Here is a 24,409-nt window from a genome sequence, read left to right as displayed (position 1 = left end):
GGGTTCTGCCTAGGGGCGATAAACTCTTTGTTGCTCGGTTTTTACTTAGCCCACTAGGTTACAAACCTCGCGCCGCGATTTAATCGCCCCTAGATTGAACAAATTTTAATCCGCAAAGTTCAACACGCCCTACTTAAATAATTTGATTCTTTTACATAAATAGTGATTGTTTCATCTGCTAGTACGGTAAACGGCAAGAATAAAAACAATGTGATTGTAAAAATGATCCGCATAAAGCCTCCGTGGTGTACTACGCCTAAAAGCACTAAGCAACAATTGGATTTGTAATACTATAAAAGCCGTTGCAATTGGTAAATAAGCTAAAATGCTTTACTACCCAAAAGTAGGAGAAAAATGAAACACAGAGTAACAACAAAAACACTTTTAATACTTTAAACAAAATAATCAACTCACCGACTTTCACCAATTACTCTTATGTTTATAACGTTCTGTCAAACAGCTTATTATGTGTTTAATTCACTCATTCTACTTTTTATACTTTCTGTATTTATATGCTTTTTAATATAGGGCCACTGTTTTAAACTTGCTTGAAGTGATGAAATAAACCCAACGACTAAACCAAGTAAAGATGAGCACGCAACAACCACAATTGTGCTGATTTCCTTGTTTTCGCCGAGTTGAAGTAAAATTAGTATTACAAGAGCTAACATAAGCCATAAGGCTGGGTTAAACCAAGCACGCATACATAAAGGTGGTCTATCATTTTCTATTTTAGTTAACCACCTTTGGAGAATTAATTTTTCTTTATTCATTAACTAGCCTCAAAAAAACACCCAACAACTTTGTCTCGACATTTGTCGTTTTATAAATTGAAAAATGTTCATATATAATAATGCATTCATCTTAGCCCTCGATTAAGTACCTGTAAATAATAAGTTAATACAGATTCAAAAGTTACTGATGTAGGAATACCCCCAAATGAAGAAGCAGTAATATTAGATAAACAGCAATCGTAATGCTAAATATTTAACGCTGTTAGTAATGGATAATTTGAAAAGGATTTAATTTCACCCAAATGAGGAGTTTGGGTGGCAGTCTTACCAGCCACATCTCGGCACACACGTCACAAACTGTGGCTGCTCCCTTCCGGGCCTGACCAGGTTCGCCTGCTAGTGTTGCGAGAGGACCAATAAGACTACCATTGAGGGCCTTGGTTGGCGCGGGAAAGATTATCTCTACTTTTGGAGTGTTATTCAAGGGATAATCAAAAAAGAAAGTGCGATTGCATACTTCATATACAATCGCGGTTAAAAACAGCCTTTAATGCCTATTAATTACGCTCTAACTCGGCTTTAATTTTACGCAGTGCTGCTTTTACTTTTTTCATGTTTTCTGGGCCCATACGTAATAGCTGTTTTTGTGCAGCCGGTAATTGCTCCCATTCAGAAAACGCATACTGATAAGTAACCGAGTCACGCAGTAGCGGTAACTCGCCTTCTGGCTCCGGTGTATCAAGTAATAACTCAATAGCATCTTCTAGGGTTTGATTAAATTCATCATCGCCGTAACCAATTTCACTGTACGCGCTGTTGATTAATGGCTTGTATTGCTCGTACATGCGCACAGCTTGGGCGGCACTCATGCTCGTAAATACTTTTACGTACGGGGTGTAGCGCTCGTAGCTATTAGGGTCAATAGTTAAAATATCCCCTTCGTTTACGCTAAATTCTTCTTCTGGTTTAACTACGGGCGTGTGCTTTTTAGCAATTTTGCCTTTGGCAATGTTATCTATAAATACAACACCACGGCGAATTACATCATCGGTGACCATTAGGCTCATTACCGAATCGCTTAGGTACTCATCCATTTTAGCAACCACTACGGTGTCGCTTTCATCAAGGGTTGGTAATGGCTCAACTTCAGCCTCTGGCTCAGCAGGACGCTGCGCTGGAACTGCAAGCTCAGCTGGTTTTTCTGGCTTTACCGAAGGCGCTTCAACCACAGGATCGTTTTCAGGTTTAAGCTCCATTACCGGTTGCTCTTTAGGTGTTTGCTCTACCTCTGTACGAGTTTGCGGCTCATCAGTGGGCGACAGCAAAACGAACGCAGCGGCACACACTAAAATGATTAGAATAATAACGGCGAATAAAAAATTGTTTTTAGGCGGACGTTTTTGAACATCTGACGCTTCTGGTTTATCTGACATACAAACTCCATAAATTTAAATGCATATTACTCAGAGTACCCTGAGTGGAAAAAATTCACTATTGGTAATCACTATTACTTTAAATATAGGCTTTAGTATATAAACCTACACTTACTAATTAGAACAACCAGCCATAGTAACTCAGTTATTCTTTGATTCTTCTAGCTTAAAGACTTAAAGTTGATAAATAAAGAAAAGACGTTAAGCAGTTCAAGCATCACTATGAAAATCCAGCAAGTTGACCCACATAAACCTAAAATAGCCCTATTACTTACAGGTGGTGGCGCTCGCGCTGCTTATCAAGTAGGCGTACTCAAAGCGCTTGCCCATAGTATGCCCCGCACCGCACCATTGCCCTTTAGAATTATTAATGGCACTTCTGCAGGCGCGATCAATTCTGCAGCTTTAGCCTGCTATGCCTCGTGTGCGCATTTGGCGGTACGCAAGCTTGAGTCGGTATGGAAAAACTTTTCAACGTCTATGGTCTACAAAAGCGACTTTTTAAGTGTATTTGGCCATATCGCACGCAATATATTAACCAGTTTTCAGTCTGAGCACATAAACCATCCACCTGGCAGTTTGCTAAATAACCGCCCTTTACGTGGTTTATTAAACGAAATTTTAGACTTACACCGTATTGAGCGTAATTTACACCGCAATTATTTAGAAGCGATTTCTATTACGGCTTCAAGCTATACAACCGGTGACTCAGTTGCATTTTTTCAGTCAAACACTAATAAGCCCTGGCAACGTGCTAAGCGAGAAGGGCGCCCAATGCGCATTAATGTTGAGCATTTAATGGCATCAAGTGCTATTCCTATGGTGTTTCCAAGTGTGAATGTGTTTAACCATTATTTTGGCGATGGCTCTATTCACCAACTTTCACCACTCAGCCCATCTATTCACTTGGGTGCCGAAAAAATATTTATTATTGGTGTAGACCAGCCAAAAGAGTCTCACCCTGCAGGGTATTCGCCTCACTACCCTGGGCTTTCTGCTGTGGCTGGCCATTTACTCGATAGTGTATTTAGCGACACCATGCAAGCCGACCTTGAGCGCCTTGAGCGTGTAAATCGCACTTTGGGCCTGCTTCCAGCGCGCGACAAACATCAAGAGCTAAAACAAATAGAAACCTGCATTATTAACCCATCAAAAAACTTTAACGATATTGCCGCGCAATACTACAGCGATATGCCGTGGGCTATTAAGTTGCTGCTGCGAACAATTGGTGTGAAAAAACATTCGCAATCAAGTTTAACTAGCTATTTATTATTCGAAAAACGCTACACTCAGCACCTTATTCAAATTGGCTACGAAGATGGCATGAAAAAGCTCCCTGAAATACGCCAATTTTTAGAGCTAGACTAAAGCAGTTGTTTTATTCAAGCCCATCAAGAAGGTAATGCTCTACTCGCTCTACCCGCCTTGGTTTACCTTGCAGTACCAGTACATCGTTTGCGCACAATGTGGTGTTGGTTGAGGGGTCGTCTATTTCTTGCCCCTCTCGGCGCAAAGCTTTTACGGTCACGCGGCGTTTAGATAAGTTAAGTTCATCTATTGTTTTATCCACCGCATAGGCTTGATCCGGCAACGCAACTACGTGTAAGTACTCTAAGCGCTCAGAGGAGGTTTCTTCGCTGTCTTTAAAATAGCCGGCGTAAAAACTTTGCATAAGCGGGTAGCGATTACGGCGCTCTTTACTCACACGGCGCACAATGCGTGTCATCGGGACACCCGACATCGACAACACATGTGAAACCAACATTAAGCTTGCCTCTAGCGACTCAGGTACCACCTCAGTAACACCGAGCTCTTTTAAGTTGTTTAATTGGCTGTCATCGCGGGTTCTTATTAGTATTTTAACGTTGGGCGCCAGTTGCTTTATGGCATCTATAACCACGTGTGCGTGCTCAAGTTCTGTAAAGGTGATAATCACTAAGCGTGCTCGCTCTACCCCTGCGCACTTTAAAATATCTTTTTGTTTTACATAGCCAAATATTACCGGCTCACCTGCAGCTTTGCCCTCTTGTACCAAAATAGGGTTACTTTCTATGGCAACGTAATCTATGGCTTCGGGTTTTAAAAATCGCGCTATAGTTTGTCCTACGCGTGAAAAGCCGCAAATAACCACATGATCGTTATATAAAGTGCTACTTTTAGGCTCGCTTTCCCTCGCCATACTGGGGTGATCTAAAATGCCTAATTGCTTTAAAATAAGTGGGGTTTTATCAATTAAAAATGGGGTTAGCGCCATCGAAAGCACCCCTAAGGCAATTAAAAATGAGGCTTGCTCTGAATTTAATAACGCATGCTGACTTGCCAAAGCAATAAGCACAAAGCCAAATTCACCCATTTGCCACAGCATAATGCCGCACGCCAACGAGTCTTGATTGCGCTCATGCATTAATCGGGCACTTAAAGCCAGCACGGTAATTTTTAATATTAATAAACCAAATAACGCACCGATAATTACTACCCCATGCGAAAGCACAAATAAAATGTCGAGCTGCATTCCCACAGTGACAAAAAACAGCCCCATTAATATATCGCGAAAGGGTCTTATATCGGCCTCTAGCTGATGGCGGTAATGGCTCTCTCCTAGCATCATGCCGGCTAAAAATGCCCCAAGCGCCATAGATAAACCAAACATGTAAGTTAAAAAGCCGGCAAATAACGCCACCAAAATAGTAGTAAGTACAAACAGCTCATCGGTTCGTACCTGCGCTATTTCTTTAAATACTTTAGGCAACACCCATTTACCAATCGCCCACAGTAATAAGCACACAAACGCGCCTTTTGTTAGCGCAAATGCCAGCGCCCAACTAATACTTTGCGAGTCGCTTGAGGCAAACAATGGCAAAATAATAAGTAAGGGCACAACGGCAATATCTTGAAACAGCAATACGCCCACCGCCAGCTGCCCACGACGCTGGTTTAGCTCGCCTGTTTCTTTTAATAGCTTTACTACCACAGCAGTTGAAGAAAGCGCCATAATTGTGCCAATGGTAAAACTGGTGAGTAAGGAAAAATCTAAACAATATAAAATAATAATGAAGAGCAAGCTGGTCACACCAACTTGTAACGAGCCCAGACCAAACACAATATTGCGCATAGCCATTAGCCGCGATATAGAAAACTCGAGCCCTAAACTAAACAGTAAAAATACGATGCCCAGCTCAGCAATAAACTCTATTTCGTGAGATTGAGTAAGCCAGCCAATGCCATGGCTACCGGCTAAAACACCCGTTGCTAAATACGCTAAAATAGGCGGCAAGCCAATGCGCTTAAAAAACCATACAAAAAGTACCGCCACCACTAATAAGCCAAAAATTTGAGCGTTTATACTTTGCAAACTCGGCCTCCAGCGTCAATAAAACTAGGAAATGAGCCTTAAATATAGCAACCATATGTTTATCAAGCAATTTTAAAATATGGCATAAAAATAGCTTAGTTATTGCAAAGTAACACCCTGGGGGAAGATTTTAATGGAAAATGTCCATATTTTGACACAACGCGTGTCTGGGCGCGGCGATTTTTTGCCGTTTTCAGCTGAGCAAACACATACAAACGAAACAGCGGCAACGCACGATTTAGTAACTGAGCTGCAAACAAGCCTTGTAATAGAAGATGTATTGGCTATTTATGCAAAATTTGCCAAACAGCTACTTAACTTTTCAGGGCTGCAGTTTCAATCAACGCTCGGCACTGCACAAACCTCAGATAGCAACACGAACACTAGCCCGTACTCTTACGATTTAGCTATTGGTCGCGAGCATTTAGGACAACTAATTTACTTTAGCCAATACCCTATTAGTAAAGCGATTGAAAACAAATTACGCGCCTTGCACAGCGCCCTTGTGTACCCACTGCGTAACGCAATGATGTATAGCCGAGTGTTAAAGCTTGCTACAAAAGATGCGCTTACTGGGTTAAATAATCGTAGCCAATTTAATGACATTTTATCGCAAAAGCTCGAAAACTGCCGACGTTACCAGCGCCCTTTTAGTTTAATGCTGCTTGATTTAGATAACTTTAAGCAAGTAAACGACAACTATGGTCATAAAGTAGGTGACGATGTTTTAAAAGAATTTTCGCAGGTACTTTGCAGCAGTATACGCGGCACAGACTCTGTATTTAGATTTGGTGGCGATGAGTTTTCTTTAATTATTGAAGACCCTGAATTTACTACAAACAAAGTGATTGCTGAGCGCATAATGCACTTAGTCAGAAACTCAAGCTTAATGGCTAAATACAAAGTAACTACCAGCATTGGCTTTACCCTAGCCAATAGCCAAGATTGTGAAACAGAGATATTCGCTCGTGCAGACAAAGGCTTATACAAAGCCAAAGCCTCTGGACGTAACTGCGCTAAAGCCTATTAATATTTAAGTAGCTGAATTAATAAAAAAGCCTAGCTTCCCCCGCTAGGCTTTTTTATTGCAAAAAACTTCAGTCTAAAACGTTGCACTAAAAGCTAAAGCCTTACTAGGGCGTGTTGATCTTTGTGGATTGAAATTTGTTCAATCTAGGCGCGATTAAATCGCGGCGTGAGGTTTGTAACCTAGTGGGCTAAGTAAAAACCGAGCAAAGCTTCCGCGTCCTGCTCACGCCCCTTACCTACATCCATGTAGGCAACAAAGAGTTAATCGTCCCTAGAAAGAACCCTTTGGGCAGCGCATGTTTGGTATTTATGCTGCGTTATCGCCTATTCATGGGGAATAACCACACTACATAGGCTCTGCCTTGCCTAAAAACCAAACATACTGCTGCAAATTCACCCACCAAAGTTCAACACGCCCTAATTAGGTTTATTTATATCAGCTGGCTTAACTAATTTATAAATAAGCAATGCTGCACAAAAGCCAAAAAAGAAGCCACTCACTAAATTTAATAATGCAGCAATACTTGCAAGCGGTGTTAATAGCACTAATACCAGTGGAATACTCACCCCTAAAATAAAAAATAACCCGCCTTTGCCTAGCCAATAAGCAAGTAATAAAACGGCCGAAACGATGCCGCCGATTACAGCATAACCAAGCGTAATAATATTTAGTTCTAGCAATACATTGGCTATAACGGCAACTAACGCTGTTATTATCATGCCTATAGGTGCTTTATTAACTAACGATAAGCCTACATGTGGCTGTTGACTCATTTATTTACACTCCCAAAAAATACCATTGTCGTCTTTATGCTTTTCACTTACAAAATAGCCCACTACTTGTACAAGTTCATCGTTATAAAATATTAACGGCACACGCCCTCTTAGCCATGGGGCTACTTTTGCATCTTTAAACCAATGTTTAAGCGTATTGCTGCCGGGTTTATTTACTGGCTTTATACGCACACTATTGCAATTAAAGCGCACTGTTACTTGTTCGTTAGGTAATGGGACTCGCAGGCCTTTACCTTGTTGCTTTATTAATACGCGCCCATCATTAAGTAAAAGCTCATTACTTGTTAGCGCTTCATCAGCTAAGGGCATGTGTGGTGTTACAAAATACAAAAAACCTTGATGGCGACGTATTTGCCCCTCACTTAAATCAACTTGCATTTGCGCATCTACCTGCGCATTTATGGCTTGATTAATTATTTGCAAAAGCTGCTTTTGTGAGGGCATGACTTGGGTAAATAAGCTAAGCCAAGCACGCACTACATTAGTTATACGCACATCGCTGTAAGTGGTTATTTGGCTAACACTCAATGCTTGTTGGGCGTTTATACTTTGTTTTAAGTCTAGCTCAGTGTATTCATCAAGTAGCGCTTGTTGTTGCTGTAGTAACTCAATGCTGCGCCTTGCACAGTGCTCAAATCCCGTAAAACGCTTTGCAAGTAAGGGGACTACACGTGCACGCAAAAAGTTACGATCAAATCGCTCATCGGTATTTGAGTCATCTGTAATATGCGTAATATTAAACTCTGCGGCAAAGTGCTCTATATCACTGCGCGTTATGTTTAAAAGCGGCCTGTAGCATATTCGCCCGCTAGGTAATTTACGCAACTTTTGCATTGCGCCTAACCCTTTTAAGCCAGAGCCGCGCTTTAAACGCAGTAAAAATGTTTCTATTTGATCGTTTAAATGCTGCCCTAGCAAAATAACACTGCCCACGGGGCTTAGCCCATCAAGTGCTTTGTAACGTGCCTCTCGAGCTTGCGCTTCAAGACTTGTTCGTGTTTGTGGGTTGATTGTTACCTGCGCGGCATTAAACGGAACATTTAGCTCAGTACATACGTTTTGGCAAAAGCGCTGCCAGTCATTAGCGTATTGGCTTAAACCATGATTAACATAAATCGCGTTTACGTTTAACGTTGGTATTTCTTGCTTTAGTAAATGCATTACATGAAGCAACACCACCGAATCCACGCCACCCGAAAGCGCCACCGTAAAATTATATTGCTGGTGCTTAAAAAAGTGCTCAAGGGCCTGTTTAACGTGCTGATAAATGGGTGAAGCTTGCATGGATACGCTTTAAATTTAATGTTTGCAGTATTTTAAAACATAAAAGCCGCATAAGCGGCCTTTTTTAATAATAAATGCAATGATTAGCTAACTAGCAGTAACCAAACGACATTAAACGCTTGTAGCGCTGCTCTAGCATCTCTTCAAGCGATAGCGCTTGTAAGTCTGCAAGGTCGCGCTTTAAACGTGTTTTTAAGTTACGTGCCATAGCATCGTAATTGCGGTGTGCACCGCCTAAAGGCTCTTCAACTAAGTTGTTAATTAAATCAAGCTCTTTAACACGCTCTGCTGTAACACCCATAGCTTCTGCTGCTAGTGGTGCTTTGTCTGCGCTTTTCCATAAAATTGAGGCACAGCCTTCTGGCGAAATTACTGAGTACGTGCTGTATTGCAACATGTTTACTCTGTCGCCAACACCAATGGCTAATGCACCACCTGAGCCGCCTTCGCCAATAACCGTACAAATTGTGGGTACTTTAAGTGCCGCCATTACTTTTAGGTTACGTGCAATTGCCTCAGACTGACCGCGCTCTTCAGCGCCAACGCCTGGGTATGCCCCTGGTGTGTCGATAAAGGTCATAATTGGCATTTTAAAACGCTCAGCCATTTCCATTAAACGTAAGGCCTTGCGGTAGCCTTCTGGTTTTGGCATACCAAAGTTACGTTTAATTTTTTCAGCTGTATCACGACCTTTTTGCTGGCCAATAACCATAACTGGCTCGCCATCTAAACGCGCTACACCGCCTAAAATAGCCGGATCGTTTGCAAAAGTACGATCGCCTGCCAACTCGTCAAATTCCGTGAAAATGCGCTCGATATAATCTCGAGTGTAAGGACGCAACGGATGACGTGCTAACTGCGATACTTGCCAAGCGCCTAAGTTTGAGAATATTTCCTCTTTTTGCTTAGCGCTTTTTTCTTTTAGTTTGCTGACTTCCTCTTCTAACTCAAGGTCTAATTCGCCAGCGCGGCTTATGCTTTGTAATTCTTCAATTTTTGCTTCTAATTCTGCAATCGGAAGCTCAAAATCAAGATAATTGAGGCTCATGCTCTAAACTACCTAATCAGTTAAATTCTAGTTCTACATCTTGTGCCGCCATGAGTGATAACTTATGAATTAAGTCGTCGCTGGGCGTAACACACCATTCGATCCCTAGGGTTAATTGGGCCAACGCATCGGGGCGCTGGTAATAAACCTTGATCGGACACGTTCCCATTTTATAAGGTTCGAGTACTTTTTGTAATTTATCGAAGAAACCTGCCTCGATTTGCACCATGTTCAGCGTCATTTTAATCGCTTTGAGGCGTTTTTCACGCGCTTGAGCAATGGTGTTTATTTCTCTGGCGGTCATTGTAATGCCACCGGAGAAGTTATCAAAGCTGACCTGTCCAGATATTACCAAGATATTGTTTACTTGAAGCATTTCTTGGTACATTTCGAACTGTTCAGGAAACAAGCGTACATCAATACGGGCGCTCTTGTCATCTAAAGTTATTAAGCCCCAACGATTTCCTTTTTTATTAATTAAGGTCCGCGCTGAAATAACTAACCCCGCCGCCGTAGAGAGTACATCACGATTAGTTGGCTGTAAATCCACCAGCTTACCGCTGGTGTAATGTCTAAGCTCGCGCCGATACTGATTTATCGGATGTCCTGTTAAATAAAGGCCTAGGGTGTCTTTTTCGCCATCAAGCCATTGGTTATCGGTAAGCGGCGTGGCTTTAATAAAGGCTTGTTCAACTTCATCAGGCTCGGTGGCCAGTAAGCCAAATAAATCGCTTTGCCCAAGTTGCTCAGCTTTGTTGTGCTGATCGGCTGCGCGCATGGCATCTTTTAAACTTGCCAGTAATGTTGCGCGCCCTGCTTGGGTTTTCTCTGGCCCTAGTTGGTCAAGTGCACCGGCGTAAATTAATTTTTCGGTCACCCGTTTATTTAAGCGCTTTAAATCTACACGGGCACAAAAATCAAATAAGTCTTTAAACGGGCCGCCTTTTTCGCGCGCTTCTAAAATGGCCTCTACCGGCGCTTCACCTACGCCTTTAATAGCACCAATACCGTAAACAATTTCACCTTTGAGGTTAACCGTAAACTTAAATTCTCCGGCGTTTACATCAGGCGGTAATAAGGTGAGCTTCATGTTTTCGCATTCATCCACCAAGATCACTATTTTGTCGGTGTTATCCATATCGGCCGACATTACCGCAGCCATAAATTCTGCCGGATGGTGCGTTTTCATCCACAGCGTTTGGTACGATACCAGTGCATACGCTGCCGAGTGAGATTTATTAAAACCATAACCGGCGAATTTTTCTACCAGGTCGAAAATTTTAATTGCCAGTTCGCCGTCTATACCATTATTGCGAGCGCCTTCTTCAAAGGTTGAACGCTGCTTAGCCATTTCTTCGGGTTTTTTCTTACCCATTGCACGACGTAGCATGTCGGCGCCACCAAGCGTATAACCTGCGAGTACCTGGGCAATTTGCATTACTTGTTCTTGGTACAAAATAATGCCGTAAGTAGGCTCAAGTATGGGTTTTAAGCTTTCGTGTTGATATTGGGCATCGGGGTAAGAAATTTCTTCTCGGCCAAGCTTACGGTCGATGAAGTTATCTACCATGCCTGATTGCAGCGGGCCTGGGCGGAACAAGGCTACCAATGCAATCATATCTTCAAAACAATCGGGCTTTAATCGGCGTACGAGGTCTTTCATGCCGCGCGATTCTAGCTGGAATACCGCGGTTGTTTCGGCGCGCAGCAATAGCTCTATACTTTTTTTATCATCCAGTGGAATGGTGTTTATATCAACGGGGTCTTTACCTTCGCGCTTCATTCGCTCGTTGGTCATATCTACCGCCCATTGTAAAATGGTCAGTGTACGTAAGCCCAAGAAATCGAACTTTACCAGCCCCGCTGTTTCTACGTCGTTTTTATCAAACTGGGTAACCGGAAACTTACCTTCGTCATCGCAATAAAGCGCAGCAAAGTCGGTAATGGTCGTCGGCGATATTACAACACCACCGGCGTGTTTACCGGCATTACGTGTACACCCTTCAAGGATGCGACACATGTCGATTAAATCTTTTACCTCTGAGTCGCCATCGTAGGCTTCTTGTAAACGCGGCTCTACTTCAAACGCTTTGGCAAGGGTCATCCCCGGATCGCCTGGGATCAATTTAGAAATGCGATCAACAAACCCATAAGGGTGGCCAAGTACACGGCCTACATCACGTATTACTGCTTTTGCGGCCATCGTACCAAAGGTAATAATTTGTGATACCGCGTCCCGCCCATACAATGCCGATACGTGGTCAATTACCTCATCACGCCTATCCATACAAAAGTCGACATCGAAATCGGGCATTGATACACGTTCAGGGTTTAAGAATCGCTCAAAGAGTAAGTCAAATTCAAGCGGATCTAGGTCGGTTATTTTAAGGGCATACGCCACTAATGAACCGGCACCCGAACCACGCCCTGGCCCCACTGGAATATTGTTATCTTTACTCCACTGAATAAACTCCATTACGATTAAGAAGTAGCCTGGGAAACCCATTTGGTTAATTACATCAAGCTCTACTTTTAAGCGAGCGTCATATTCGCCCCGTTTTTCTTGTCGCTCTTGTTCATCAGGGAATAAAAACTGTAGGCGCTCTTCAAGGCCGTCTTGTGAAACTTTAACCAAAAAGTCTTCAATTTTTAACGAGCCTGTGGGGTAATCAGGCAAAAAGTACGTGCCTAATTGCACCGTTACGTTACAGCGTTTAGCTATTTCTACCGTGTTTTGCAGTGCTTCAGGAATATCGCTAAATAGTTCTGCCATTTGCTCAGGCGTTTTTAAATATTGCTCTTGTGAAAAGCGCTTAGGGCGGCGTTTGTCATCAAGGGTGTAGCCATCAAAAATAGCCACGCGAATTTCGTGCGCTTCAAAGTTCTCAGGTTTTAAAAATACCACTTCGTTGGTGGCAACAACTGGCAGCTGCTCTTTGTGTGCCAGTTCTACCGCCATATGCAGGTAGTCTTCTTCAAGTGGACGGTTGGTACGGATAAGCTCTAGATAGTAATGATCGCTAAAATGCTGCTTATAAAAGCTCACTACAGATTCAATAACGCCTGGGTTATTTTTTAATAAGGCTTTACCTAAGTCACCATCTTTTGCGCCTGAGAGAATAATAAGCCCTTCTTTGTGCTTAATTAGCCAATCTCGGTCAATCACTGGGCGGTGAAATATATGCCCGCGTTGATACGCTTCGGATATCAATAAGGTAATATTTTTATAACCGTCGTTGTCTTTAGCTAGCAACGTAATGCGACAAGGTTCGTCTGGAAATTCTGGGCTGCGCAGCCAAAAATCAGCGCCGACAATCGGCTTTATACCCGCACTGTGCGTGGCACCATAAAACCGTACCAAACCACAAAAGTTCATTTGATCTGTGATTGCCAGCGCTGGCATTTCGAGCTCCTGCGCTTTAGCAACAATAGGTTTGGTTTTAGCTAGGCCGTCGACCATCGAAAAGTCTGAATGAACGCGTAAATGTACAAAATCTGGAGCGGCCATTATTTATGCCTCACCTTTTGCTTGCATTAACACACGTTGTACCGGCTTAAAGCTTTTACGGTGCTCATTTATAGCACCGTATTGCTCAAGCGCTGCAAAATGCGCTTTAGTTGGGTACCCTTTATGCCCTGCAAACCCGTATTGCGGGTAACGTTTGTCAAGCTCGAGCATTTCCTCATCACGCGCTACTTTAGCTAAAATAGAGGCTGCTGAAATCTCGGCTACTAAGCTGTCGCCTTTCACAACAGCCTGAGCAGGCATTACTAATTTAGGCAAACGGTTACCATCTACAAATACAAACTCTGGTTGTGTGCTTAGCCCTTCAACTGCGCGCGTCATTGCAAGCATCGTTGCGTGTAAAATATTTAGCTCGTCAATTTCAGTTGGGCTGCAACGACCAATAGCGTAGCACAAGGCTTTTTGTTTTATTTCAATAGCCAGTGCTTGGCGTTTTTTGTCGGTAAGCTTTTTAGAGTCAGCTAAACCCGCAATCGGGTTGGCCGGGTCAAGTATTACCGCAGCGGTAACAACATCGCCGACAAGTGGGCCACGCCCTACTTCATCTACTCCGGCAATAAAGGTTACGTTAGGTCGTTCAATTTGCATTTATTAACTCCGCCACAGCTTTGGCTGCTTGTTTGCTGGCATCTAATCTAATTTGTTCGTGAATAGCTAAAAAACGTGCCTTTAGTTCTTTGTTATCAGCATTTAGCATAGGTGTAAGTGCGCTTGTTAAATTAGCCACGTTGCATTCACTTTGTAAAAACTCCGGCACAAGCTCTTCATCGGCTAATAAGTTTGGAAGCGAAAAATATTTAATGTTAAAGGTAAACAAGGTTTTAAAAATCCAATAGCTCATTGGCTTAATTTTATAACCCACAACCATAGGCTTTTTATATAACATGCCTTCAAGTGTGGCGGTGCCCGATGCAAGTAATATGGCATCTGCCGCTTGCATGGCTAGTTTTGACTGCCCATCAAGTAGGTTTACATTTAAGTTTGGCGCTGTGGCATTTAAAATATCACTAAATTGCGCTTTGCGTTTTTCATTTACCAATGGCACCACAATTTTAAGACTTGGGTCTTTCGCTTGTAACTGCGCTGCTGTTTTTATGTAGGTTTCGCTTAATAAGCCCACTTCTGATCCGCGGCTACCTGGTAGTAATGCCAGTACTTTGTCATCAAGGCTTAGCCCTAGTTCTGCACGCGCTTGGCTATCGTCATGTTCAAGTGCTATATCGTCAGCTAAGGTGTGCCCAACAAATGTGCACGGTACTTGGTGCTTATCGTAAAATTCTTTTTCAAACGGTAGCAAAGCAAGCACTAAGTTAGTAGCAGCACTTATTGTATGAATTCGCTTTTCACGCCATGCCCACACTGATGGGCTTACGTATTGAATGGTTTTAATGCCTGCATCTTTTAAAGGCTTTTCTACGCGTAAATTAAAATCGGGCGCATCAATGCCGATAAATACATCGGGTGGGTTATCAACAAAATGCTGTACGAGCTGTTTGCGTATTTTAAGTAAACGCGGCAATCGGCCTAATACTTCAACCAGCCCCATTACCGAGAGCTCGTCCATGTCGTAAAGGGTTTTACAGCCTTGCGCCTGCATTTTTGGCCCTGCAATGCCTTCAAAAATAGCATCAGGAAAGTGCATTTTTAGTGCTTTAATTAGGCCTTCGCCTAAAATATCGCCCGACAGCTCACCGGCCACAATACCAATACGTAGTTGTTTTTTCTCTTTATTCATTCGACTTTGTTTATCAGGCGTTCATAGCGGTTAGTTTACCGTGTTTTAGAGTTTGATTAAACGCTTTAAATAGATGGTTTTTGCAACCAAAATAGACACAAGCAATTGAATGTTTTTAATACTGATGTAGCATGGTGGATATATATTAACTTTTTCTAATATGTTTATTGACAAAAATTGTGCAAACATCAATAATATTCCAAACTTTCAGTAATTACTGAAAGTTCATTATATTTAACGTTGCCAATTATTGATTGCCTTGTTAATCCGTCACCCTCAAGGAGCCAAAAATGATAGATGAAACCTTTGTGGATCTATCGCGATTACAGTTTGCTGTTACCGCACTCTTCCATTTTTTATTCGTGCCTTTAACCATAGGTATGACCTGGATTTTAGTTATTATGGAATCGGTTTATGTGATGACCGGTCGCGAAATTTATCGTGATATGACTAAGTTTTGGGGAAAGTTGTTTGGTATTAACTTTGCTATTGGGGTGGCAACGGGCCTGACCATGGAATTTGAGTTTGGTACTAACTGGTCTTATTACTCGCATTACGTGGGTGACGTGTTTGGTGCGCCGCTCGCTATTGAAGGCTTAATGGCATTCTTTTTAGAATCAACCTTTGTGGGTATGTTCTTTTTAGGCTGGGATAGGCTAACTAAACGCCAACATTTGGGCGCTACATTTTTAATGGCGCTAGGTACCAATATGTCGGCGCTGTGGATTTTGATTGCTAACGGCTGGATGCAAAACCCTGTAGGGGCAGAGTTTAACTACGAGACTATGCGCATGGAAATGACTAACTTTGCAGAGCTTGTATTTAACCCGGTAGCACAAGTTAAGTTTATTCATACGGTATCGGCAGGTTATGTAGCCGCTTCTATGTTTGTGCTGGGTATTAGTAGTTGGTACATATTAAAAGGTCGCGATTTAGCCTTTGCTAAACGCTCGTTCTCGGTGGCATCGGGCTTTGGTTTAGCATCAATACTGTGTGTTATTTTATTAGGTGACGAATCAGGCTACGAAGTGGGCGAGGTTCAAAAAGTAAAACTAGCTACCATAGAGGCTGAGTGGCACACCGAAGAAGCTCCTGCTGCATTTACAGCTATTGGTTTCCCTGATTCAGATGAGCAAGTTACTCATGCAGCAGTAAAAATACCCTACGCACTGGGCATTATTGCTACCCGCTCTTTAGATGAGCAAGTTGTTGGTATTTCTGATTTAGAGAAAAAACACGAAGTACGTATTCGTAATGGCATGATAGCGTACGAATACCTCGAAAAGCTCAGAAATGGCGATGACAGCGAAGAAAACCTAGCTAAATTTGACTCCCTTAAGGATGATTTAGGTTATGGCTTATTGCTCAAACGCTATACCCCTAACGTGGTAGATGCCACAGAAGAGCACATTCAAATGGCAGTTAAAGACTCGTTCCCTAGAGTTGGCCCTATGTTTTGGTCGTTCAGAATAATGGTTGCCTGTGGGGTAGTAATGCTAGCAGTATTTGTATTGGCATTTTACTACAATGCACACCGTATTATTGAGCAAAAACGTTGGCTACTGTGGGCTGCAGTATTGAGTATTCCACTACCTTGGATTGCAATAGAATTTGGTTGGATCGTTGCCGAATATGGTCGCCAGCCTTGGGCTATATCAGAAATATTACCGACCTTTTTAGCCACCTCGTCACTGACGGTAAACGATATTTTAATTAGCTTAACTGGGTTTATTATTTTTTACACTGGCCTTGCCATTGTAGAAGGCTGGTTAATGCTGCGCTTTATTAAACAAGGCCCAAGCTCGTTGCATACCGGTAAGTATCACTTTGAGTTACCAAACAAAGCAGATAAAGATGCAGGAGAGCAATTATGATTTTTGATTATGAAACATTAAAAATGCTATGGTGGTTGCTCATTGGCATACTGCTAATAGGCTTTGCTATCACCGATGGCATGGATATGGGCGTAGCTATGCTGCTTCGCCTCGTGGGTAAAACAGACTCAGAGCGCCGCACGGTAATTAACACCATTGGCGCACACTGGGACGGTAACCAAGTATGGTTTATTACCGCAGGCGGCGCTTTATTTGCAGCGTGGCCTATGGTGTATGCCGCTGCATTTTCGGGCTTTTACTTTGCCATGATGCTGGTACTGTTTGCGCTATTTTTTAGACCTCTTGGCTTTGATTATCGCTCAAAAATAGACTCTAAACGTTGGCGTAATAACTGGGATTGGGGCCTATTTGCAGGCAGCGCTATACCCGCTTTAGTATTTGGTGTGGCATTTGGTAACCTATTTTTAGGGGTACCGTTTAACATAGATAACTTATTACGTGTAAGTTACCAAGGCTCGTTTTTTGGTTTACTCAACCCATTTGGCCTACTGGCCGGTTTAGTTAGTATAGCCATGTTAATTGCCCATGCGGGTATGTGGCTACAACTGCGCACAGCAGATGCGGTTGCACAGCGCTCAGCGCAATATGGGCGCTACGCCTTAGTGGTATTTATTGTATTGTTTGCAGCTGCGGGTTTTTGGGTGGCAAACATAGATGGCTACCAAATTGTGTCTATGCCTGATACGCAAAGCCACGCGGACCCGTTGGCAAAAGTCGTCAGCACAGCGCAAGGGGCATGGCTTAATAATTACAGCGAGCGCCCATGGACAATGACCTTTCCTATTTTAGGCTTTGTTATGGCACTCAGTGCACTACTTTTCTCAAAATTAAACAAGCCAGCGCTTGGGCTTATTTCAACCAGCATAATGTTAATTGGCGTTATTATGACGGCAGGTGTGTCGTTGTTTCCATTTATTATGCCATCTGTTAATAACCCTGATATTAGCTTAACTATTTGGGATGCCGTGTCGAGCCACAGAACGCTTAATATTATGTTTGTTGCTGTTGTTATATTTATTCCGTTAATACTGGCCTACACCACCTGGTGTTACGTAAAAATGTGGCGCAGAGTAACGGTAGACGAAATTGAAAATAACACGCACGGTAGCTACTAAGGAGACTAAATTATGTGGTATTTCGCTTGGATTTTAGGTGTACTTTTAGCCTGTACCTTAGGTGTTATAAATGTAATGTGGTACGAGTTTCATCAAAATAAAAACAGCATAGCTGATGATGAACAACCGATGCACGATTTACTAAACGAAGCTAACAACACAAAAGATGACGACTAACCCCCGACCAAATCGCGCGCAGCAGCAATCTCTGCGCGCTTTTTTAAAAAAGCAAAGTAAGCCTGCGGGTGCATGGTTAAAGTTAAGTATTGCGCTGGGCACATTTAACGCTATTTTAATGATTGCAGGTGCGTATTTACTGGCTCACACTATTCATAACGTTATGTTTGCAGGTGCAAGCCTTAGCCAAGTAACTCACTTACTTTGGCCGCTTGCGGGGATTATTTTACTCAGGGCTCTATTTTTAGCTATTAGCGAAAGGCTCAGTGCTTATGCGGCACTTAAAATAAAATCGGCTATGCGCCAAACCTTATTAACCAAATTGACGCAACTTGGCCCAAGTTATATTGAACAACACGGCCAAGGCGCTACACTCAACACCTTACACGATGGCGTTGAAGCACTGCACGATTACTACGCTAAATATTTACCTGGCGTTGCTTACAGCGCGCTTATTCCGCTGGCAATATTAGTGGTTATATTCCCTACCGATTATAAGGCTGGCTTAATCTTTTTATTAACCGCCCCGCTTATTCCATTTTTTATGATTTTGGTTGGTCATAAAGCTGAAGCACTTAATCAACAGCGATGGAAACAACTTGCTGTACTTGGGAATTACTTTTTTGACCGCGTACAAGGTTTAACACAACTTAAATTGTTTAACGCAACGCAAAAAGAGCTTAAACAAATAGCCAACATTTCTGATGACTTTAGGCACGCCACACTCAGTGTTTTAAAAATTGCCTTTTTATCATCATTCGCACTGGAATTTTTAGCCACTATTAGTGTGGCACTGGTGGCAGTAATTATTGGTTTTAGGCTGTTTTTTGGCACGCTTGATTTTGCAACTGGCTTTGTTGTTTTACTACTCGCTCCAGAGTTTTATTTACCCCTGCGCCAATTAGGCAGCCATTACCATGCCCGTTTGCAAGGTATTAGTGCCGCAGCCGATATGATCGCTATTTTAAATGCTCCGCTTCCTGAACAATCACAGCAAAATGAAACAACGTTTGCGGCGCCTTTAAACTCAATAAGCATAAACAACTTAAACTTTACTTATCCCAATAGTCATGAAGGCATCAAAAATATAAACCTTACGTTACCCGGTAAAGGGTTAGTCGCTTTAGTGGGCGCAAGTGGCTCAGGTAAAAGTACTTTATTTGATTGTTTATTAGGGTTTCACCCACAGGTGATTGAGCAGATAAGTATTAATAATAAACCACTTGATGCGACAAGCATTAATACATTACAAAATTCAATCGCGTGGATACCCCAAACACCCACGCTATTTTATCAAAGCATTAGCGATAATATAAAAATAGCCAAACCAGATGCTACACAATTAGAAATTGAGCAAGCCGCGCACCAAGCTGGCGCTTTAGATTTTATAAACACATTACCTAATGGCTTTAATACATTAATAGGCGAGCAAGGTGAAGGGCTTTCTGGCGGGCAAAAACAACGTATAGCCCTTGCTCGAGCGTTTTTAAAACAAGCCCCTATTTTAGTGCTTGATGAACCTACAGCCCACCTTGATAGCCAAACCGAACAGCTTATTCAGCAGGCTATAACTCATTACGCTAAAAACCATTTAGTGTTGGTCATTGCTCATCGGCTAAATACGGTGAAAAACGCGAATAACATCCTTGTTATGCAAAATGGCGAAATAGCACAGCAAGGCACCTACAGCCAACTTGAGCAGCAACAAGGCGCATTTAAATCACTCCTTAATTTGCAAGCACAAGGAGCAAACAATGACTAATTTTATTAGGCTATTAACGCTTTGCCGCCCGCATTATAAAGCCATGCTACTGGGTACCTTTTTAGCAACGCTAACGGTACTTGCAAACGTGGGCTTATTAGCCATATCAGGGTGGTTTTTAGCCTCTATGGCGGCAGCGGGTATTGCTGGCGTACACATGAACTACTTTACCCCTGCAGGAACCATTCGGTTTTTAGCGATTGTACGAACTGCATCACGCTATGGTGAGCGCTTAGTAACGCATAACGCGACATTTTTACTACTTAGTGAAATACGCGTTAATATGTTTGCCACGCTAAGCAAGCTAAATAATGTAGATTTAGCAATGAGTCGCAGCGCCGATTTAGTCAACCGCTTACAAAATGATGTAGATGCGCTCGATAAATTTTACTTAAACATATTACTGCCAATGCTAGTGGCACTATTGAGTGTGCCAATTATTATGGTGTTTATGGCAGCTTATAATGCTAACGTTGCGCTTATTTGTTTTATCGGCATTTTATTAATTGGTGTTGTTTTACCAGCTCTATTAAGTGCTAAATTAAATAAAAATAGTCATAAAGAAACACAGCTCAGTGCACAACTTAGATCAGAGCTTTCTGACACCCTAACAGGCCTTAGAGAACTGAGTATTTATCAAGCTCGTGCTGGGCAAATTTCAAAGTGTAATGAACTAAACGAGCAGTATAACCAACAACTTTTTAGTCGTCATAAAGCACTAGCAAATAGTGACGGTTTAAGTTTGTTGGTGGTACAACTCGCTATGCTTGGCGCAATAGTCACTATTGTACCTTTGGTTTATAGCGGCGCTATGGTAAATGTTGAGCTGGCTATGCTAAGCCTATTTGTATTAGCAAGCTTTGAAAGTGTTTTACTGCTCCCTAACGCGTTTATAGAGCTGCCCAATGTACTCAAAGCCGCTGAGCGCCTATTTACACTTGAAGATAAAGTCACAGCGCAAGAAGCTAATAGCACTAAGTTAATTGAGATACAGTTTGATAAAAACAACACAACTTTAGCGCTTAATAACATTGCCTATAAATACCAAGAGCACACCGCTTTAACTAATATCAGCTTTACCCTTAAAGCACAGCAAAAAGTAGCGATTGTAGGCAGAAGCGGCAGTGGTAAAAGCACATTAGTTAATTTACTCACCGGCTTATGGCCAGTGCAGCAAGGCAGCATTAGGCTAAGTGATGAAAATAACGCAGAAGATCTTCACGCACTAAGCAGCAACACCCGCGCAAGCGTTATTAATATACTCGCGCAGCAGCACCATATTTTCGATGGCACACTCAGTGAAAATTTACGCTATGCAAAGCCAAACGCCACAAAAGAAGAAATGCTTGAAGCCATTAACCTTGCCCAGCTAGCGCCTTGGTTTAATGCGCTACAAGATGGTCTAAAAACACGTTTAGGCACAGGCGGAAGAAGCGTTTCTCAAGGCCAATCAAGGCGTATAGCCATTGCGCAAGCTTTATTACAAAACCCAGCCATTTTAGTCCTTGATGAGCCTACTGAAGGGCTTGATAATCAATCTAAGCAAACGGTAATGAACGCTATTATGCAGGTAATGAGTAACGCAAGTGTACTCACCATTACCCACGACCCAGCTCTTTTAGCGCAAATGGATAATATTATTTGGCTAGAAAATGGCAACCTAGTAGCACAAGGTACTCATAAAGCGCTTAGCGAAGAGTATACCGATTACGTTGCCTTAACTACTCGGTTTTAAAACGCTGATTGATACATCGATAACGCCGACTTTAGGGTCGGCAATTTTTTTAAACATACCTAGCGATAAATCAATAACCCGCCCTCTAACGTAAGGACCTCTATCGTTAATTCTTACGATTACCGATTTATTATTTGCCAAGTTTGTAACTTTCACTTTTGTACCAAAGGGTAAATCTAAATGCGCAGCTGTGGATGCGTTTTGGCTAAATGTTTCACCGTTTGCCGTTGTACGGCCATGGTATTTATTAGCGTAATAAGAGGCTTTACCTAACTGAGTACGCTCGCCATTGGCAGAGGTAACTATAGGTTGGCTGCTACACGCAGCTAAAATTGACAAAAAACTGAGGGTAAAAATTAACTTAGTAAAAGACATAACTGCGCTTTAATTATAAAAATTCGCGCAAAGGTTAACCTTACGAGGCTGAGTGTGTACTGAATTAAAGTATGTTTCAGACAATAAAAAACCACCGTCGATTACTCCAAGGTGGTTTTTTTAAAGCATAAAACGCTTATCTTACGATTCCGCGCTCAGAGCTTTTTACAAAATCAATCATAGTTTGTACAGCAGGGTACTTAGCGGCATCTTCGCTGAGCGAGGCAATTGCTTCATCAACACTTAAGCTCTTACGATAAAACGCTTTATAAGCACGGCGTACAGCCATAATCTCATCGCTTTCAAAGCCACGGCGCTTCATACCTTCTTTATTGGTCGCTGCAGGGCCTGCAGGCATACCAATGGTGGTTACAAATGGCGGTACATCTTTATTAACACCTGAGTACATGCCAATAAAGGCATGATCACCAATTTTACAAAACTGATGCACACCTGAGTTACCACCTAAAATAACCCAATCGCCTACATGCACATGGCCTGCAACGCTTGCATTGTTAGCAAATATAACGTTGTTACCAATTACAGCATCGTGTGCAACGTGGGTATACGCCATAAATAAGTTATTGCTACCAATTTTAGTAACACCTTGATCCTGAATAGTACCACGGTGAATCGTTGCGCACTCACGAATAACGTTATTGTCGCCTATGATAAGCGTGGTTGGTTCGTTGTTATATTTTTTGTCTTGGCAGGCTTCGCCTACTGACGCAAATTGAAAAATATGATTGCCAGAGCCAATTGTAGACGGCCCTTTAATAACAACGTGAGACTCAATAATACAGTCATCACCGATCACAACATCATTGCCAATATAGCTATATGGACCAACTGAGACATTGTTGCCTAGTTTAGCGCCAGGTTCGATTATTGCTGTAGAATGGATCACTATTAAAACTCTCTTCTCGCACACATAATTTCGGCACTACATACTACTTTGCCGTCGACTCTTGCTTCAGCGGCAAATTTCCATATATTGCGACGCTCTTTTAAAAACTCTACATGTAAATGCATAGTATCGCCAGGTACTACAGGCTGCTTAAAACGCGCATTATCTACTGCAGCAAATAAGTAAAGCTCATTATCGCCACGGTTTTCAACGGTTTTAAAACCAAGTAAACCAGTTGCTTGCGCCATTGCCTCTAATATTAGCACACCTGGGAAAATTGGCTGGTTTGGAAAGTGACCAGTAAAAATTGGCTCATTAACTGTTACGTTTTTAATCGCATGTAGTTTTTCACCTGGTGTAAAATCAATAACACGATCAATTAAAAGCATCGGGTAACGATGGGGTAATAAACTTAAAATTTCTTGAATATCAAGGCTATTTAATTCGTTTGCCAAAATAGCATCCTTATTTGTGTTCAACGTTTATGACTTAGCCAATGCTTCAAGCGCTTTAAGACGAGCTTTCATGTCTGAAAGATTACGCAAGTGAGCAATTGATTTACGCCATTCTTTATTAGTTGTATGGGGCATACCAGATGAGTAAATACCCGGCTCGGTGATCGATTTAGTCACCATACTCATGCCGGTAATTATAACACCATCACATACTGACATGTGACCGTTAATTGCTGTCATCCCGCCAATTTGGCAGTTTTTGCCTATGGTGACACTGCCAGCCAGTACAGTACAACCTGCAATGGCAGTACCCGAGTTAACTTCAACGTTGTGTGCTATTTGACATTGGTTATCAATGATTACATTGCTATGTATAATCGTGTTATCAAGTGCGCCACGGTCAATTGTTGTGCTTGCGCCCACTTCAACCTTGTCACCAATAATCACAGAGCCTAGCTGTGGTATTTTAACCCACTGCCCGCGCTCGTTTGCATAGCCAAATCCGTCACTGCCAACCACAGTATTTGCTTGGAACAAACAATCAGCGCCAATTTCAACATCGTGATAAATAGTTACACTCGGCCAAAGCTTTGTGCCAGAACCTATTTTAACACGTTCGCCAATAAAACTGTTCGGACCAATTTGTGCATTATCGCCAATAACAGCACCGGCTTCTATCACTGCATTTGCTCCAATAGCTGCGCTTGCACTTACCGTTGCACTTGGGTGAATAGTGGCACTGGCATGAATACCCTGCTGCGCCGATTGCGGGGTTGTATCCATAAATTGTGCAAGCTTTGCGTAACTTACATACGGATTGCCAACAATGATTTTTGCGCCATTAAAATACGGCGCATCGGCTTCGCTAAGAATAACTGCGCTGGCTTGCGTGGTTTCAAGCTGGGTGCGATATTTTGAGTTCGCTAAAAATGCAATATGCCCAGAACGGGCATTTGCAAGTGTAGCTATTTTTGTAATTTCTAAAGCGCCATCACCTTGAAGCTCGGCGCCTAGAAGTTCCGCAATATGCGAAAGCGTATAATTTTGCATAG

20 protein-coding genes and 1 other RNA gene are annotated in these 24,409 nt (G+C 42.3%); 7 read left to right on the top strand and 14 right to left on the bottom strand.

The features are described 5' to 3' along the window. Positions 1-464: 464 nt before the first annotated feature. The 3 genes from CWC17_RS03485 to CWC17_RS03475 form a co-directional block, all read right to left on the bottom strand. Positions 465-773, bottom strand: coding sequence for a hypothetical protein (locus CWC17_RS03485; RefSeq protein ID WP_138612090.1), 309 nt, complete (start codon positions 771-773; stop codon positions 465-467). Between the two features lie 283 nt (positions 774-1,056). Next, positions 1,057-1,153, bottom strand: an RNA gene (gene ffs / locus CWC17_RS03480) — signal recognition particle sRNA small type. Between the two features lie 138 nt (positions 1,154-1,291). Next, positions 1,292-2,167: a DUF3014 domain-containing protein gene (locus tag CWC17_RS03475; RefSeq protein ID WP_138541612.1), complete on the bottom strand. Its 876-nt coding sequence runs from the start codon at positions 2,165-2,167 to the stop codon at positions 1,292-1,294. 222 nt (positions 2,168-2,389) lie between these two features. Between CWC17_RS03475 and CWC17_RS03470 the strand changes: the two genes are divergently transcribed. Next, the gene (locus tag CWC17_RS03470) at positions 2,390-3,535 is read left to right on the top strand and encodes a patatin-like phospholipase family protein (RefSeq protein WP_055016145.1); all 1,146 of its coding nucleotides are present in this window, start codon (positions 2,390-2,392) and stop codon (positions 3,533-3,535) included. 10 nt (positions 3,536-3,545) lie between these two features. Here the strand turns inward: CWC17_RS03470 and CWC17_RS03465 are convergent, their stop codons facing one another. After that, on the bottom strand, positions 3,546-5,519 hold the full coding sequence (locus tag CWC17_RS03465) for a monovalent cation:proton antiporter family protein (protein ID WP_138612089.1): 1,974 nt from the start codon (positions 5,517-5,519) through the stop codon (positions 3,546-3,548). Positions 5,520-5,652: 133 nt separating this feature from the next. Here CWC17_RS03465 and CWC17_RS03460 point away from each other — a divergent pair, with 133 nt between their 5' ends. Beyond that, entirely contained in the window at positions 5,653-6,549 is an 897-nt protein-coding gene (locus CWC17_RS03460; RefSeq protein ID WP_138541614.1) for a GGDEF domain-containing protein, read from the top strand. A 416-nt stretch (positions 6,550-6,965) separates the two neighbouring features. Here CWC17_RS03460 and CWC17_RS03455 read toward each other — a convergent pair whose 3' ends face one another. From CWC17_RS03455 to lpxB, 6 genes are all read right to left on the bottom strand, one after another. Next, positions 6,966-7,322 (bottom strand): hypothetical protein, encoded by a 357-nt coding sequence (locus CWC17_RS03455; RefSeq protein WP_138612088.1) that lies wholly within the window; start codon positions 7,320-7,322, stop codon positions 6,966-6,968. Further along, positions 7,323-8,627, bottom strand: coding sequence for a tRNA lysidine(34) synthetase TilS (tilS, locus tag CWC17_RS03450; protein ID WP_138612087.1), 1,305 nt, complete (start codon positions 8,625-8,627; stop codon positions 7,323-7,325). Positions 8,628-8,718: 91 nt separating this feature from the next. After that, on the bottom strand, positions 8,719-9,675 hold the full coding sequence (gene accA / locus CWC17_RS03445) for an acetyl-CoA carboxylase carboxyl transferase subunit alpha (RefSeq protein WP_055016150.1): 957 nt from the start codon (positions 9,673-9,675) through the stop codon (positions 8,719-8,721). A gap of 16 nt (positions 9,676-9,691) precedes the next feature. Further along, positions 9,692-13,183, bottom strand: coding sequence for a DNA polymerase III subunit alpha (gene dnaE / locus CWC17_RS03440; protein ID WP_138612086.1), 3,492 nt, complete (start codon positions 13,181-13,183; stop codon positions 9,692-9,694). Between the two features lie 3 nt (positions 13,184-13,186). Further along, positions 13,187-13,789, bottom strand: coding sequence for a ribonuclease HII (gene rnhB, locus CWC17_RS03435; protein ID WP_055019460.1), 603 nt, complete (start codon positions 13,787-13,789; stop codon positions 13,187-13,189). Then, complete coding sequence (lpxB, locus tag CWC17_RS03430; protein ID WP_138612085.1) at positions 13,779-14,936, bottom strand: lipid-A-disaccharide synthase; 1,158 nt, start codon at positions 14,934-14,936, stop codon at positions 13,779-13,781. The genes rnhB and lpxB overlap by 11 nt, the downstream gene beginning before the upstream one ends. A 290-nt stretch (positions 14,937-15,226) precedes the next feature. Between lpxB and CWC17_RS03425 the strand changes: the two genes are divergently transcribed. The 5 genes from CWC17_RS03425 to cydC are packed head-to-tail and all read left to right on the top strand — an operon-like array spanning position 15,227 to position 21,620. Then, positions 15,227-16,810, top strand: coding sequence for a cytochrome ubiquinol oxidase subunit I (locus tag CWC17_RS03425; protein WP_138612084.1), 1,584 nt, complete (start codon positions 15,227-15,229; stop codon positions 16,808-16,810). Further along, positions 16,807-17,946, top strand: coding sequence for a cytochrome d ubiquinol oxidase subunit II (cydB, locus tag CWC17_RS03420; protein ID WP_138612083.1), 1,140 nt, complete (start codon positions 16,807-16,809; stop codon positions 17,944-17,946). The genes CWC17_RS03425 and cydB overlap by 4 nt, the downstream gene beginning before the upstream one ends. 12 nt (positions 17,947-17,958) lie before the next feature. Then, a complete protein-coding gene (gene cydX, locus CWC17_RS03415; protein WP_004586934.1) occupies positions 17,959-18,123 on the top strand; it encodes a cytochrome bd-I oxidase subunit CydX in 165 nt (54 codons plus the stop codon). Then, positions 18,113-19,885: a thiol reductant ABC exporter subunit CydD gene (gene cydD, locus CWC17_RS03410; protein WP_138612082.1), complete on the top strand. Its 1,773-nt coding sequence runs from the start codon at positions 18,113-18,115 to the stop codon at positions 19,883-19,885. Before cydX ends, cydD begins: the two co-directional genes overlap by 11 nt. Next, the gene (gene cydC, locus CWC17_RS03405) at positions 19,878-21,620 is read left to right on the top strand and encodes a thiol reductant ABC exporter subunit CydC (protein WP_138612081.1); all 1,743 of its coding nucleotides are present in this window, start codon (positions 19,878-19,880) and stop codon (positions 21,618-21,620) included. Before cydD ends, cydC begins: the two co-directional genes overlap by 8 nt. Here cydC and CWC17_RS03400 read toward each other — a convergent pair. The 4 genes from CWC17_RS03400 to lpxD all read right to left on the bottom strand — a co-directional run bounded on the left by CWC17_RS03400 (position 21,603) and on the right by lpxD (position 24,407). Continuing rightward, the gene (locus CWC17_RS03400; protein ID WP_055018254.1) at positions 21,603-21,995 is read right to left on the bottom strand and encodes a septal ring lytic transglycosylase RlpA family protein; all 393 of its coding nucleotides are present in this window, start codon (positions 21,993-21,995) and stop codon (positions 21,603-21,605) included. The genes cydC and CWC17_RS03400 overlap by 18 nt on opposite strands. Positions 21,996-22,131: 136 nt before the next feature. Continuing rightward, positions 22,132-22,902, bottom strand: coding sequence for an acyl-ACP--UDP-N-acetylglucosamine O-acyltransferase (gene lpxA / locus CWC17_RS03395; protein ID WP_055016159.1), 771 nt, complete (start codon positions 22,900-22,902; stop codon positions 22,132-22,134). 2 nt (positions 22,903-22,904) lie between these two features. Further along, complete coding sequence (fabZ, locus tag CWC17_RS03390) at positions 22,905-23,357, bottom strand: 3-hydroxyacyl-ACP dehydratase FabZ (RefSeq protein ID WP_138612080.1); 453 nt, start codon at positions 23,355-23,357, stop codon at positions 22,905-22,907. A gap of 27 nt (positions 23,358-23,384) precedes the next feature. Beyond that, positions 23,385-24,407 (bottom strand): UDP-3-O-(3-hydroxymyristoyl)glucosamine N-acyltransferase, encoded by a 1,023-nt coding sequence (gene lpxD, locus CWC17_RS03385; protein ID WP_055016161.1) that lies wholly within the window; start codon positions 24,405-24,407, stop codon positions 23,385-23,387. Between the last annotated feature and the right edge of the window lie 2 nt (positions 24,408-24,409).

The organism is Pseudoalteromonas sp. S3785, assembly GCF_005887365.1.
Classification (GTDB): Bacteria; Pseudomonadota; Gammaproteobacteria; order Enterobacterales; family Alteromonadaceae; genus Pseudoalteromonas.
This window is presented reverse-complemented; position numbering and strand designations above follow the sequence as displayed.

Bases quoted from the DNA above. Each gene is read 5' to 3' on its own strand.
- CWC17_RS03470 (WP_055016145.1), top strand. From the start codon at position 2,390: ATGAAAATCCAGCAAGTTGACCCACATAAACCTAAAATAGCCCTATTA.
- cydX (WP_004586934.1), top strand. From the start codon at position 17,959: ATGTGGTATTTCGCTTGGATTTTAGGTGTACTTTTAGCCTGTACCTTA.
- lpxB (WP_138612085.1), bottom strand. From the start codon at position 14,936: ATGAATAAAGAGAAAAAACAACTACGTATTGGTATTGTGGCCGGTGAG.
- CWC17_RS03460 (WP_138541614.1), top strand. From the start codon at position 5,653: ATGGAAAATGTCCATATTTTGACACAACGCGTGTCTGGGCGCGGCGAT.
- CWC17_RS03475 (WP_138541612.1), bottom strand. From the start codon at position 2,167: ATGTCAGATAAACCAGAAGCGTCAGATGTTCAAAAACGTCCGCCTAAA.
- cydC (WP_138612081.1), top strand. From the start codon at position 19,878: ATGACTAATTTTATTAGGCTATTAACGCTTTGCCGCCCGCATTATAAA.
- cydB (WP_138612083.1), top strand. From the start codon at position 16,807: ATGATTTTTGATTATGAAACATTAAAAATGCTATGGTGGTTGCTCATT.
- tilS (WP_138612087.1), bottom strand. From the start codon at position 8,627: ATGCAAGCTTCACCCATTTATCAGCACGTTAAACAGGCCCTTGAGCAC.
- cydD (WP_138612082.1), top strand. From the start codon at position 18,113: ATGACGACTAACCCCCGACCAAATCGCGCGCAGCAGCAATCTCTGCGC.
- CWC17_RS03400 (WP_055018254.1), bottom strand. From the start codon at position 21,995: ATGTCTTTTACTAAGTTAATTTTTACCCTCAGTTTTTTGTCAATTTTA.
- accA (WP_055016150.1), bottom strand. From the start codon at position 9,675: ATGAGCCTCAATTATCTTGATTTTGAGCTTCCGATTGCAGAATTAGAA.
- dnaE (WP_138612086.1), bottom strand. From the start codon at position 13,183: ATGGCCGCTCCAGATTTTGTACATTTACGCGTTCATTCAGACTTTTCG.
- CWC17_RS03455 (WP_138612088.1), bottom strand. From the start codon at position 7,322: ATGAGTCAACAGCCACATGTAGGCTTATCGTTAGTTAATAAAGCACCT.
- lpxD (WP_055016161.1), bottom strand. From the start codon at position 24,407: ATGCAAAATTATACGCTTTCGCATATTGCGGAACTTCTAGGCGCCGAG.
- rnhB (WP_055019460.1), bottom strand. From the start codon at position 13,789: ATGCAAATTGAACGACCTAACGTAACCTTTATTGCCGGAGTAGATGAA.
- CWC17_RS03485 (WP_138612090.1), bottom strand. From the start codon at position 773: ATGAATAAAGAAAAATTAATTCTCCAAAGGTGGTTAACTAAAATAGAA.
- CWC17_RS03425 (WP_138612084.1), top strand. From the start codon at position 15,227: ATGATAGATGAAACCTTTGTGGATCTATCGCGATTACAGTTTGCTGTT.